Source organism: Streptomyces sp. NPDC058620, from assembly GCF_042717135.1.
Taxonomy (GTDB): domain Bacteria; phylum Actinomycetota; class Actinomycetes; order Streptomycetales; family Streptomycetaceae; genus Streptomyces.
Map to the genome: position 1 here is coordinate 51,352 of NZ_JBHXQO010000038.1, position 12,280 is coordinate 63,631.

A 12,280-nucleotide genomic window follows, 5' to 3' on the forward strand; every position below is an offset into this window, starting at 1 on the left:
CCCGTCCCGCGGTCAGCGCTTGTTGACTTGCATCCGGACGATCTGCGGGTCGTGGTCGCTCGCCTGGTCGGCGAACTCGGCGTTGATGTGCACCACGTCGTAGTCGAGGCGGGTCACGGCAGGGCTGGTCAGGATGTGGTCCAGCGTCTGCGAGTTGCCGTCGAACACGTAGCTGTACTGCTCGCTCGCGGGCAGCGTCGTGATGAGCGGCTTGAGCACGCGCCCGTGCGTCAACGCGTCCATCGTCGGTGAGAACGCGAAGTCGTTGAGGTCCCCGAGGGTCACCACACGCGCCGACTTGTCCGCGGCCAGCAGCGACTTGACGAAGGTGTTGACCTCCGCGGCCTGCTGGACGCGCTTGGTCTCGGAACTGCGCACGGGCTCCTGGTTGCGGCCGTGCAGAGGCTGGTCGCCGCCCTTGGAGGTGAAGTGGTTGGCGATGACGAATACCGGCTTGCCGTGGAAGCGGAACTCGCCGACCAGCGGCTTGCGGCTGTCCTCCCACGCACTGCTCGCCGGGGTGATCCGCCCGGGCGACACCGAGAGCCTGGCGCCCTTGGCCGTGTCCACGACCGTCACGGGAGTGGTCGCGTCACCGCCCGCACGGTCCACGAAGCTGACCCGCTCGGGGTTGAAGAGGAAGACGTTACGGATGTTTCCACCCGGCTCGCCACCGTCCTGACCGTCCTCGGGGGCGACGTAGCGCCAGGCGTACTGCGGCCCGCCCGCCGCGACGATCGCGTCGGTGAACCGCTTCAGCGTCGCCTCGGAGCCGACCGTGCCGTCCTTGACCGCGCCGTTGTCGTCCTGGATCTCCTCCAGCGACAGCACGTCGGGCGAGGAGAGGTTGACGGCGACACCCGCGGCGAGCGTGTCGAACTTCGTCTGGTCGTCGAGCGCGTCCAGGTTCTCCACGTTGTACGTGGCCACGGCCAGCTCGTTGCCGCGCTGCGGGCGGGTGACCTCGCGCCGCAGGCCGTTGTCGGTGAGCGTGCCGAGTTCGGTGGCCTGGAGGTTGTAGCCGCCGAAGGACGCGTAGTCCATGACACCGGTGGTGGCGCCGGACAGCACATCACCCACGTCCGCCACCGGCACGGGCTGCGCCGCGTCGAGCGACAGCACCTTGATGCGGCCGGTGTTCTGGTCCGCGTACGAGGCGTAGAGCGTTCCGCCGCGCGCGGTCGGCTGCTCCTGGGGCTTGACCGTCACCCAGATCTCGTCGTACGAGGTGGTCGCCCCGGTGACACGGGTGTCGGCGATGCGCACCCGGGTGCCTTCGAGCGACTCGTACAGATCGAGGGCGTACGCCGCCGGGTCGAGGGGCAGCGCTTCGATCGAGCCGCCGTTCGCCGTGGGGGCGTAGGCGCCCGGCACGGAGGCCGCGTCGAGGACGACCGGCGCGGGCAGCGCGTTGCCCGAGGACAGCACGGTGGTCTTCGGGGCGGTGAGCTGGGTGAGCGACTGGGCGGTCGCGGCCGGGTAGTACTCGGCCACCTTTCCGCTGACCAGCACCGAGTCGCCCACGGCCACGGTGGGTGCGGAGCCGCCCGTGTAGACGAACAGTCCTTCGCCGGTACGGGCGTCGGCGTCCGGAGCGGTGTCCTGGATCCAGAAGCCGCGCGAACCGGAGGTCCGTACGGCGGTGACGACGCCGGGGACGGCGGTCACCGACTGCCCGGCGAGCGGCGACAGCCGGGTCGCGCCCTGGATGTCGTGCACGCGGACGGTGCCGGGCTCGGTCGGGTTGCCGGGATCGCCGGGGCCCGTGCCACCGGACGTCTCGCCCGCGGCGTTGACCGGGGTGGGCGCGCCGGCCGCGAGGTCCGCGGCGTTGTCGTCGGTGTCGGCGAGGGCCGTGCCGCGCGCCACGGAGGCGGTGGCGGAGGCGCCGGTCACCGGGCTGCCCTCGCGCACGACGGCGGAGCCGTAGCCCACGAGGTCTACGATCCTGGTGTCGACGGCGCAGTCGGCAGCCGTCTTGCAGGTCAGGGGAGTGGTGCCGGAGACGAGGGCGACGGAACCGCCGGACGCGGACATCGCGACCGTACCCGTGGCGTCCGCCGTCGGCAGCGCCACGGTGCCGCCCGTGCCGGCGGCCTGGGCGACGAGGTAGCGGCCACCGGGGGCGATGGACCCGGTGAGCGGGGAGACCTGCCACAGGGAACCGGCGGACGGGGTGGCCGGAAGGTACTGGACGCTGAAGCCCGAAAGGCCGTACGCCGTGGACCCGGCGTTGGCCAGTTCGATGAAGTCCCGGGTGAGCGTCGCACCCGAGTTGCCCCCGCCGCCGTAGACCTCGGAGATCACGGCGGTCGGGGACGGGGCCGCGAAGGCGGCAGGCAGAGCGGTCACCGAGAGGGTGACGGCGACGGCGCCCGCGAGCAGAGCGGAACCGTGTCTGGATATGTGCACGTGTGGAGCCCCCAACTGTGTAGTGAGAGCAAAAGCTATGCGCGTAGAACGGGCGTGACAAGGTATCAGAGGTTAATTCCACGCATCGCAGAAGTGTTCGACCCCGTGCGGGGGGGAAACCCGGTGGTCCAAGCCGCCGGACAGCGGCGCAGGACCTAGGGTGCGATACATGGCAGAGAGCGCGGCGCACCAGGGAAAGGGCTCCGGCCCCGGTGCGGAAACCGCCGGTTCCGGCGCCCCCGACCCCCGCCGCTGGCAGGCGCTAGGTGTCTGTCTGGTGGCCGGATTCATGACCCTGCTGGACGTGTCCATCGTCAATGTGGCGCTGCCGTCCATCAAGGAGGGGCTGAACACTCCCGAGTCCGACCTCCAGTGGGTGCTGTCCGGCTACGCGCTCGCGTTCGGCCTCTTCCTCATCCCCGCGGGACGCCTCGGCGACGCCCGGGGGCGGCGGACGGTGTTCATGGCGGGACTCGCCCTGTTCACCCTCGCGTCCGCCGCCTGCGGCGCCGCCCAGTCCAGCTCCTGGCTGGTGATCGCCCGATTGGTCCAGGGCGCCGCGGGCGCGCTGATCTCCCCGCAGATCTCCGCGCTCATCCAGCAGATGTTCTCCGGCCGCGAGCGGGGCAGGGCCTTCGGCATGTTCGGCACCGTGGTCGCCATCTCGACTGCCGTCGGCCCGCTCCTCGGCGGCCTGCTGATCGAGGTGGCAGGTGCGGCGGAGGGCTGGCGCTGGGTCTTCTACGTCAATCTGCCGCTCGGTATCGTCTGCCTCCTGCTGGCCCGGCGGCTGCTCCCGGACACCCCGACGGCGACCCGGGTCCGGCCGCGTGACCTCGATCCGGTCGGCGTACTCCTGCTCGGCGGGGGCGTACTGGCCCTGCTGCTGCCCTTCGTCCAGGCCCAGCAGTGGCCCGGCAACGGCAAATGGCTGCTCCTCGTCCTGGCCGCGGGGCTGCTCGCCGCGTTCGTCGGCTGGGAGTCCAGGTGCGGCGAGGGCTCCACACGACCGGTCCTGGACCTCTCGCTCTTCCGGCTGCGTTCCTACTGGCTGGGCTGCCTGCTGAGCCTGCTGTACTTCGCGGGATTCACCTCGATCTTCTTCATCACCACGCTCTACCTGCAGGTGGGCCAGCACTACACCGCCCTCCAGGCGGGGCTGGCCATCACCCCGTTCGCGCTGGGCTCGGGTGTCGCCGCGACCATCGGCGGCCGACTGGTGGGCCGGTACGGACGACCCCTCGTCGTCGTCGGTCTCGCCACGGTGGCGGTGGGCCTCGCGGCCACCGCCCTCGCCGTGCACCTGGTGCCCGGGACGGCCGCGGGATGGGCGATGGCCGGACCGCTGCTGCTGGCCGGCCTCGGCAGCGGCCTGGTCATCTCACCCAATCAGACCCTCACCCTCTCCGAAGTGCCGGTGGCCACGGGGGGCAGCGCCGGGGGCACGCTCCAGACCGGCCAGCGCGTCGGGTCGGCGATCGGGATCGCCGCGGTGGGTTCGGTGTTCTTCGCCCAGGTGGGCCCCGATGGCTGGGCCACCGCGTACGACCACGGGCTCATCGTCTCGGTCGCCTTCGTCCTGGCGGCTCTGATCGTCGCCATGGCCGATGTGGGAACCACCCGACGGGGCAGGAGACGTACGCAGGAGTCCGTCGACGCGGAGAGGACCAAGGCATGAGCAACGACGGGAGCGGGTCCGCGGGCAAGGGCGCCGACGGGAACACCTCGTACGGTCACAAGCCCTTCGTACGGTCCCGCGGCCACTTCGCGGACCGCATCACGGCCGACGGCCGGGACGGCTGGCCGGTGGAGTCGGGCCGCTACCGGCTGGTCGTCAGCCGTGCCTGCCCCTGGGCGAGCCGTGCCCTGGTGTCACGGCGTCTCCTGGGCCTGGAGCACGCGCTGTCGCTCGCCGTCGCCGACCCGGTCCAGGACGACCGCAGCTGGCGCTTCACCCTGGACGAGGACGGCCGGGACCCGGTCCTCGGCATCCGCCTTCTGAGCGAGGCGTACGACGCACGGGAGCGTGACTACCCCGGCGGGGTCAGCGTTCCCGCGATCGTGGACGTACCGAGCGGCCGGCTCGTCACCAACGACTACCAGCGGATCACCCTGGACCTCGCCACCGAGTGGTCCGCACTGCACAGGGAAGGCGCCCCCGACCTCTACCCCGAAACGCTCCGCGAGGAGATCGACGAGGTGATGGAGGGCATCTACCGGGATGTCAACAACGGCGTCTACCGGGCCGGGTTCGCCAGCGGTCAGAACGAGTACGAGACCGCGTACGCCGATGTGTTCCGCCGTCTCGACCTCGTGTCGGAGCGCCTCACGGACCGGCGCTACCTGGTCGGGGACAGCATCACGGAAGCGGACATCCGGCTGTTCACCACGCTGGTGCGCTTCGACGCCGTCTACCACGGCCACTTCAAGTGCAACCGCTCGAAGCTCTCCGAGGACCCCGTCCTGTGGGCCTATGCCCGTGACCTCTACCAGACCCCCGGATTCGGCGACACGGTCGACTTCGACCACATCAAGAAGCACTACTACCGGGTGCACACCGGCATCAATCCCACCGGGATCGTGCCGCTCGGCCCCGGCCTGTCCGGCTGGCGGGCCCCGCACCACCGGGAGGAGCTCGGCGGCCGTCCGTTCGGTGACGGCACGGCACCGGGGCCGGTACCGCCGGGTGAGGAGGTTCCGGCGCGGGGGCGTCCCTGACCCGGACACGTCCCGATGGTGTTACGGGACGCAGGTTGCGGACAGAAGGTGTCCGCGACGCCGCGTAGCGTGCCGTACATGGCCGCGAAGACGAACTCTCCCGTGCTCTCCAGCCGCGCACTCAACCGCGCCACCCTGGAACGCCAGTTGCTCCTGAACCGCAGCACCATGCCGGTCACGGAGGCGGTCGGGCATCTCATCGGGCTCCAGGCGCAGAACACCAAGCCGCCCTACTACCAGCTCCACGCCCGCCTCGGCGGCTTCCGGCCCGCCCGTCTCTCGGCGCTCATGGAGTCCCGGGAGGTGGTGCGTATCGTCACCCTCCGCTCCACCATCCACACCCACACCGCGGACGACGCACTCACCCTGCGCCCCCTCGTCCAGGCCGCGCGGGAAGGGGAGTTGAAGATCTTCCGGGCCGGGCTCGCCGGCGTGGACCTCGACCGGCTCGCGGAGATCAGCAAGGAGCTCGTCGAGGAGAGCCCCCGCACGATGAAGGAACTGCGCGAGACCCTGCTCGGCCACTGGCCGGACGCCGATCCGCAGGCCCTGGCGGTCGCCGCCCGCTGCCGCCTGCCCCTGGTCCAGGTCACCCCGCGCGGGCTGTGGGGGCGCAGCGGGCAGGTCGCGCTGACGACCGCCGAGCACTGGCTCGGCCGCCCGTCGGAGCCGGTCCCCGCACCCGACGAGACCGTCCTGCGCTACCTGGCGGCCTTCGGCCCCGCCTCGGTGAAGGACATGCAGGTGTGGGCCGGACTGACCCGGCTGCGCGAGGCGTTCGAGCGGCTGCGGCCCCGGCTCCTCACCTTCCGCGACGAGAACGGCGCGGAACTCTTCGACCTCCCCGACGCGCCGCGCCCCGACCCGGACACCCCGGCCCCGCCGCGCTTCCTGCCCGAGTTCGACAACGTGCTGCTCGGCCACGCCGACCGCTCCCGCGTCATCCCGCCCGTGTACAAGGGGCGCAACGGCAAGGGCAACCAGACCTACGGGAGCCTCCTCGTCGACGGATTCCTCGCCGCGGTCTGGCGGCTGGACACCTCAGGGGACACCGCCGCGGTCACAGTGCAGCCGCTCGGCCGGCTCAGCCGCGCGGAGCGCGAGGAGATCACCGGGGAGGCCCTCGGGATGCTGTCGGTGATGACGGACGCGACCGCGTACGACGTCCGGTTCGCCACGTTCGTCGACTTCGGCGAGTAGGGCCTTGCGAGTGCCGCCCGCATCTCGACCGCCTTGCCCGGTTCCGGCACGCCGAAGCCCTGCGCCCCGTCCGACTCCACCCCCGTTCGGGGGTGGTGAGATCCGGGTCACTGTTTACATGATGTTAAGCGACCGGTCCGGTCCGCAATGAGGAGGGCACATGTCGGCATCCAGCGCGACGGAGACGTTCCGGGCTGCCCGGGACTTTCTGCTTGAGCACCGTGAGGACTACGCGCGGGCGTACGAGGGCTTCAGGTGGCCCCGGTCCGAGCACTTCAACTGGGCGCTGGACTGGTTCGACGTCATCGCCGAGAACAACGACCGCTCCGCTCTGCACATCGTGGAGGAGGACGGCCGCCGCACCGAGGTCTCCTTCGCGCAGATGTCCGCCCGGTCCAACCGGGCCGCGAACTGGCTCCGGGCCCAGGGGGTGCGCGAGGGCGACCGCATCCTCGTCATGCTCGGCAACCAGGCCGAGCTGTGGGAGACGGCCCTCGCCGCGATGAAGCTGCGCGCCGTCCTCATCCCCGCCACCCCGCTCCTGGGCCCCGCCGATCTGCGCGACCGCGTCGAGCGCGGCCGGGTCCGCCATGTCCTCGTCCGGGCGGCGGACGCGCCGAAGTTCGACGAGGTGCCCGGCGACTACACCAGGATCGCCGTGGACGGCGAGGCCGAAGGCTGGCTCTCCTACAGCGACGCGGACGAGCAGCCCGCGCACTTCGCGGCGGACCGGAGGACCCGGGCGGACGAACCGCTGATGCTCTACTTCACGTCCGGCACCACCGCCCGGCCCAAACTCGTCGAGCACACCCATGTCTCCTACCCCGTGGGCCACTTGTCGACGATGTACTGGATCGGGCTCAGGCCCGGCGACGTCCACCTCAACATCTCCTCGCCCGGCTGGGCCAAGCACGCGTGGTCGAACCTGTTCGCGCCGTGGACGGCGGAGGCCACCGTCTTCATCTTCAACTACACCCGCTTCGACGCGGGACGGCTGATGGCGGAGATGGACCGCTCTGGAGTGACCAGCTTCTGTGCGCCGCCCACGGTGTGGCGGATGCTCATCCAGGCCGATCTCTCGCAGCTCAGGACGCCGCCGCGCGAAGTTGTCGCGGCCGGCGAACCGCTCAACCCGGAGGTCATCGAGACGGTACGGCGGGAGTGGGGTGTCACCATCCGCGACGGCTTCGGCCAGACGGAGACGGCGGTCCAGGTCGCCAACACCCCCGGCCAGCTGCTGAAGGCCGGTTCGATGGGCCGCCCTAGCCCCGGCTTCGATGTCGTCCTCCTGGACCCGGTCTCCGGTGAACCCGGCGCGGCCGAGGGCGAGATCTCCCTCGATCTGTCGGCCGCCCCGGTCGGCCTGATGACCGGCTACCACGGCGACCCGGAGCGCACGGCCGAGGCCATGGCGGGCGGCTACTACCGCACCGGTGACATCGGCGCCCGCGACGAGGACGGCTACATCACCTACGTCGGCCGCGCCGACGACGTGTTCAAGGCGTCCGACTACAAGATCTCCCCGTTCGAGCTGGAGAGCGCCCTGCTGGAGCACGAGGCGGTCGCCGAGGCCGCCGTCGTGCCCGCCCCCGACCCGGTCCGGCTCGCCGTGCCGAAGGCGTACATCGTTCTCGCGGAGGGCTGGGAACCCGGACCCGACACCGCGAGGGTGCTGTTCGCGCACTCCCGGGCGGTCCTCGCCCCGTACAAGCGCATCCGGCGACTCGAGTTCGCCGACCTGCCCAAGACCGTCTCCGGCAAGATCCGCCGGATCGAACTCCGCGAGCGCACCGCTCAGGGGACGGGCACCGAGTTCGACGAAGGGGACCTGCGGTGAAGGGACTGTCCTGCGCACACGGCGCCGGAACCAGGCAGCGCATCGGCGAGCCATCGGCGCCGGCCTCGACCGGGCGGTCGGCGCGTTCCCCGAACGCGAGGCACTGGTCGACGTGGTCTCCGGGCGGCGCTGGACCTATGCCGCGTTCGGCGCCGATGTGGACGAACTGGCGCGCGGCCCGATGGTGTCGGGCGTGGTCAAGGGTGACCAGGTCGGCATCTGGGCCGTCAACTGCCCGGAGTGGGTGCTCGTCCAGTACGCCACGGCACGCATCGGCGCGATCACGGGCCGATGCGTACCGGTGGACGGGGTCAGGCGGCCTCGATGATGTCGGAGCCGAGGCCCCGGGTCGCCGCGGCCCACTCGATCAGCAGCACCTCGTACGCCGCGGACTCCACGGACGTCCAGTCCTCTCCGGCCCGGGCGTCCACCAGCGCGCGTATCGCCTCGTTCGCCTCGGCGGCGGACGGGGTCGTCGGCTGCGCGGCGGGCGTGGTGGGCGTGGCGCAGGGGGAGTCGAAGGGGCGTGGAAGCCGAGGAGTTAAGGCCATGTGCTCACTCTACGTCTCACCACTGACAACGCACCGAACATACGGGCCCGTTGTGACGGACGTGACTGTTTATCGTCCCTGCCCCGCCCGGCGGTGGTTCACAGTTCCCGCCGCATGCACACCCGTGGCCACCGGTCCAGGCCGTGTTCTCCCTCAAGGGCCAAGATGGCGCGCAGACCGTCGGTGAGCTCGTCCTCCGTGAGCGTCCGGAAGCCGAGGCGGCTGTAGTAAGGAGCGTTCCACGGGACCTCGGCGAACGTGGTCAGGGTCAGGGCCCGGAGGTCCTGGGCCTCCGCCCAGTCGGCGAGATGGTCGATGAGGGCGCGGCCGATTCCGCGGCGGGCGGCCGTGGGCAGCACGGACACCTGCTCGATGTGGGCCGCGTCGTCGACAGGATCGGCGATCAGATAGCCGAGTGGCCGCTCGGCGGCGGACGCCGGGGATTCCGCGGCCACCCAGGAGCGTCCCGCCCGGCGGTAGCTCTCCAAAAGGCCGAGCGGCGGCGGATCGTCGTCGGCGACAGCCGACATGCCGAGGGTGCGGAACGGTTCGCCTGCGGCGCGTTCGATGTCCTGGAGAAGGGGCAGATCGGAGCGCCGGGCGGGGCGGATACGCATGGCCTCAGTATGGCGAGCGGTGCCGGTGGCGGGGAACCGTTCGTCCGGGTGAGCCGGGCGGACCGGGCTTGCCGTTCCGCAGTCAGGCGCCGGTGCTGATCAGCTCGTCCGCCGGGCTGTTCACCGGCTGCGGTGTGCCCGTGAGATCCATGACGAACAGTGGGAGCGCGAGGCTGTCCGCGCGCTGCCTGGCGTCGGGCGCGTATCCGGCGAGGGAGAAGATGACTCCGGCGATCGAGGCGTTCAGGGCGTTCAGCCAGAGGCACTCGACATCGCGCAGGACGGTCGGCGTGGTGGTGGAGTCGACCTGCGCGATCAGCCCGGCGGCGCGTATGTCTATCCGGGAGGAGGGCCGCTCCCGGGCCTGCACCACCTCGCGGTAGCCCAGCCACGACAGATAGAGCGCGGCGGCGGCGACCGCGTCGCGGGCGGTGCGGATCGTCATCGGCCGGAACGCGGGGCGCGGGTGTGCGGCCGTGCGCGGCAGCGGAATGTGCGAGGGGCCGGGCGGGGGAGGGGTGCGTGACGCCAGCGGACGGACGGGTATGCGGAGCACGGTCCCGCACGGGCAGCACAGCTCCGGATGCGGCCACTGGTCACGGCGCCCGCAGACGGCACAGCGCACGGCCACCCAGTCGTCGTTCCACGTGCGGTGGGTGATCGGCTCGGCCGGGGCGCCGCGCAGCAGTTGCGGGGCGGTCGGGGCACCGCACGGGCACGGATAGACCGGTGTGATGTACGCGTGATCGCGACGGCAGACCGGGCAGCGCACCGGCACGGACTCCACGACGGCTCCCCCTCCGGTCCCCCTGCTGCTCTCCGTACTCCCATGGTCCACCAAGAGCGAGGTTTCCGGGGGCGACTTCGCGCACTTGCCTCCCTTGACTGCGGTCCGGGCGCACTTTAGATTGATTCCGTATAGCAGAACTGAACTTCCGTAATGCGGAATTGGTGCTCTCAGGTGGCGCGACAGAGCCCGACTCCACCAAATCCGAGCAGGAGCACTCAATGAGTCGTATGACCGCTGCCCGAGCGGCAGTTGAGATCCTCAAGCGCGAAGGCGTCACGAACGCGTTCGGCGTGCCGGGTGCGGCGATCAACCCGTTCTACGCCGCCCTCAAGGCGTCCGGCGGGGTGCACCACACCCTTGCCCGGCACGTCGAGGGCGCGTCCCACATGGCCGAGGGCTACACCCGCGCCGCCGCGGGGAACATCGGCGTCTGCATCGGTACCTCGGGGCCCGCGGGCACCGACATGATCACCGGTCTCTACTCCGCCATCGCCGACTCCATCCCGATCCTGTGCATCACCGGCCAGGCCCCGACCGCGGTGCTCCACAAGGAGGACTTCCAGGCCGTCGACATCGCGTCGATCGCCAAGCCGGTCACCAAGGCCGCGACGACCGTCCTGGAGGCCGCGCAGGTCCCCGGCGTCTTCCAGCAGGCGTTCCAGCTGATGCGCTCCGGCCGCCCGGGGCCCGTCCTCATCGACCTGCCGATCGATGTCCAGCTCACGGAGATCGAGTTCGACCCCGAGCTGTACGAGCCGCTGCCGGTCAACAGGCCCGCCGCCTCCCGCAAGCAGATCGAGCGTGCGATCGAGATGCTGAACGCGTCCGAACGCCCGTTGCTCGTCGCCGGCGGCGGCATCATCAACGCCGACGCCTCCGAGCTCCTGGTGGAGTTCGCCGAGCTGACCGGTGTCCCGGTCGTCCCGACCCTCATGGGCTGGGGCATCATCGCCGACGACCACGAGCTCAACGCGGGCATGGTCGGCCTCCAGACCTCGCACCGCTACGGCAACGCGAACTTCCTGGAGTCCGACTTCGTCCTCGGCATCGGCAACCGCTGGGCCAACCGGCACACCGGGAAGCTGGACGTCTACACGAAGGGCCGTACGTTCGTCCACGTCGACGTCGAGCCCACCCAGCTGGGCAAGATCTTCGCCCCGGACCTCGGTATCGCGTCCGACGCGAAGGCGGCGCTGGAGCTCTTCGTCGAGGTGGCGCGTGAGCTGAAGGCGGGCGGCACGCTGAAGGACCGCTCGGCCTGGGCCGCGTCCACGCAGGAGCGCAGGGCCACGCTCCAGCGCCGTACGCACTTCGACAACGTGCCGCTGAAGCCGCAGCGCGTGTACGAGGAGATGAACCGGGCGTTCGGGCCGGAGACCCGTTACGTCACGACGATCGGGCTCTCGCAGATCGCGGGTGCGCAGATGCTGCACGTGTTCAGGCCCCGCCACTGGATCAACTGCGGCCAGGCCGGCCCGCTCGGCTGGACGCTCCCGGCCGCGCTGGGTGTCGCCACCGCGGACCCGGAGGGCCGGGTCGTCGCGCTGTCGGGCGACTACGACTTCCAGTTCATGATGGAGGAGCTGGCGGTCGGGGCGCAGCACAACATCCCGTACGTCCATGTCCTGGTGAACAACTCCTACCTGGGGCTCATCCGGCAGGCGCAGCGCAACTTCGACATCGACTTCCAGGTCAACCTGGAGTTCGAGAACATCAACTCGCCCGAGCTGGGTGTCTACGGCGTGGACCACGTCAAGGTCGTCGAGGGCCTGGGCTGCAAGGCGATCCGGGTCACGGAGCCGGACCAGCTGCTTCCCGCGTTCGAGGAGGCGAAGAAGCTGGCGGCGGAGTTCCGGGTGCCGGTGGTGGTCGAGGCGATCCTGGAGCGGGTCACGAACATCGCGATGAGCGGTACGGACATCGCGTCGGTCAACGAGTTCGAGGACGTGGCGACGGAGCCGGGCCACGCGCCGACGGCGATCCGCGCGCTGACGGTGTCCTGACCGGTTGCCACGCGAACGGCCCCCTCCCGGACCGCCCGGGAGGGGGCCTCCGCCGTTGCCCTTGCGGTGTCCTCGATCGCCGGACGGGCTCGAAAGGAAGTCTCGAACGCCGGACGGGCTCGGTGGTGCTGTCCGGCCCGCACCACCGTGCC

At 70.8% G+C, this 12,280-nt stretch carries 9 protein-coding genes and 1 pseudogene; 6 read left to right on the forward strand and 4 right to left on the reverse strand.

From position 1 onward, the window contains the following. Positions 1-12 precede the first annotated feature (12 nt). Positions 13-2,412: an endonuclease/exonuclease/phosphatase family protein gene (locus ACFWSK_RS27615; protein WP_383791575.1), complete on the reverse strand. Its 2,400-nt coding sequence runs from the start codon at positions 2,410-2,412 to the stop codon at positions 13-15. A gap of 169 nt (positions 2,413-2,581) precedes the next feature. Here ACFWSK_RS27615 and ACFWSK_RS27620 point away from each other — a divergent pair, with 169 nt between their 5' ends. The 5 genes and pseudogenes from ACFWSK_RS27620 to ACFWSK_RS27640 form a co-directional block, all read left to right on the forward strand. Beyond that, complete coding sequence (locus tag ACFWSK_RS27620) at positions 2,582-4,090, forward strand: MFS transporter (RefSeq protein WP_383791578.1); 1,509 nt, start codon at positions 2,582-2,584, stop codon at positions 4,088-4,090. Beyond that, the gene (locus ACFWSK_RS27625; RefSeq protein ID WP_383791580.1) at positions 4,087-5,130 is read left to right on the forward strand and encodes a glutathione S-transferase family protein; all 1,044 of its coding nucleotides are present in this window, start codon (positions 4,087-4,089) and stop codon (positions 5,128-5,130) included. The genes ACFWSK_RS27620 and ACFWSK_RS27625 overlap by 4 nt, the downstream gene beginning before the upstream one ends. Positions 5,131-5,208: 78 nt before the next feature. Further along, complete coding sequence (locus ACFWSK_RS27630; protein ID WP_383791582.1) at positions 5,209-6,330, forward strand: winged helix DNA-binding domain-containing protein; 1,122 nt, start codon at positions 5,209-5,211, stop codon at positions 6,328-6,330. 160 nt (positions 6,331-6,490) lie between these two features. Then, positions 6,491-8,167 carry an AMP-binding protein gene (locus tag ACFWSK_RS27635; protein WP_383791585.1) on the forward strand — a complete coding sequence of 559 codons (1,677 nt, stop codon included), beginning with the start codon at positions 6,491-6,493 and terminating at the stop codon, positions 8,165-8,167. Further along, positions 8,164-8,450, forward strand: a pseudogene (locus ACFWSK_RS27640) (AMP-binding protein); the annotation flags it as partial. The gene ACFWSK_RS27635 and the pseudogene ACFWSK_RS27640, both read left to right, overlap by 4 nt. 28 nt (positions 8,451-8,478) lie before the next feature. Here the strand turns inward: ACFWSK_RS27640 and ACFWSK_RS27645 are convergent. From ACFWSK_RS27645 to ACFWSK_RS27655, 3 genes are all read right to left on the reverse strand, one after another. Beyond that, positions 8,479-8,718, reverse strand: a complete 240-nt coding sequence (locus tag ACFWSK_RS27645) for a hypothetical protein (protein ID WP_383791587.1) — start codon at positions 8,716-8,718, stop codon at positions 8,479-8,481. Between the two features lie 98 nt (positions 8,719-8,816). Further along, on the reverse strand, positions 8,817-9,335 hold the full coding sequence (locus ACFWSK_RS27650; protein ID WP_383791590.1) for a GNAT family N-acetyltransferase: 519 nt from the start codon (positions 9,333-9,335) through the stop codon (positions 8,817-8,819). Between the two features lie 82 nt (positions 9,336-9,417). Further along, positions 9,418-10,122, reverse strand: coding sequence for a hypothetical protein (locus tag ACFWSK_RS27655; RefSeq protein ID WP_383791593.1), 705 nt, complete (start codon positions 10,120-10,122; stop codon positions 9,418-9,420). A gap of 221 nt (positions 10,123-10,343) precedes the next feature. Here ACFWSK_RS27655 and gcl point away from each other — a divergent pair, with 221 nt between their 5' ends. Beyond that, positions 10,344-12,128, forward strand: coding sequence for a glyoxylate carboligase (gene gcl / locus ACFWSK_RS27660; protein WP_383791595.1), 1,785 nt, complete (start codon positions 10,344-10,346; stop codon positions 12,126-12,128). The last annotated feature ends 152 nt before the right edge of the window (positions 12,129-12,280 follow it).

Excerpts from the sequence above, each read along its gene's own strand:
- ACFWSK_RS27620 (WP_383791578.1), top strand. The coding sequence starts at position 2,582 with ATGGCAGAGAGCGCGGCGCACCAGGGAAAGGGCTCCGGCCCCGGTGCG.
- ACFWSK_RS27625 (WP_383791580.1), top strand. The coding sequence starts at position 4,087 with ATGAGCAACGACGGGAGCGGGTCCGCGGGCAAGGGCGCCGACGGGAAC.
- ACFWSK_RS27630 (WP_383791582.1), top strand. The coding sequence starts at position 5,209 with ATGGCCGCGAAGACGAACTCTCCCGTGCTCTCCAGCCGCGCACTCAAC.
- ACFWSK_RS27635 (WP_383791585.1), top strand. The coding sequence starts at position 6,491 with ATGTCGGCATCCAGCGCGACGGAGACGTTCCGGGCTGCCCGGGACTTT.
- ACFWSK_RS27645 (WP_383791587.1), bottom strand. The coding sequence starts at position 8,718 with ATGGCCTTAACTCCTCGGCTTCCACGCCCCTTCGACTCCCCCTGCGCC.
- ACFWSK_RS27650 (WP_383791590.1), bottom strand. The coding sequence starts at position 9,335 with ATGCGTATCCGCCCCGCCCGGCGCTCCGATCTGCCCCTTCTCCAGGAC.
- gcl (WP_383791595.1), top strand. The coding sequence starts at position 10,344 with ATGAGTCGTATGACCGCTGCCCGAGCGGCAGTTGAGATCCTCAAGCGC.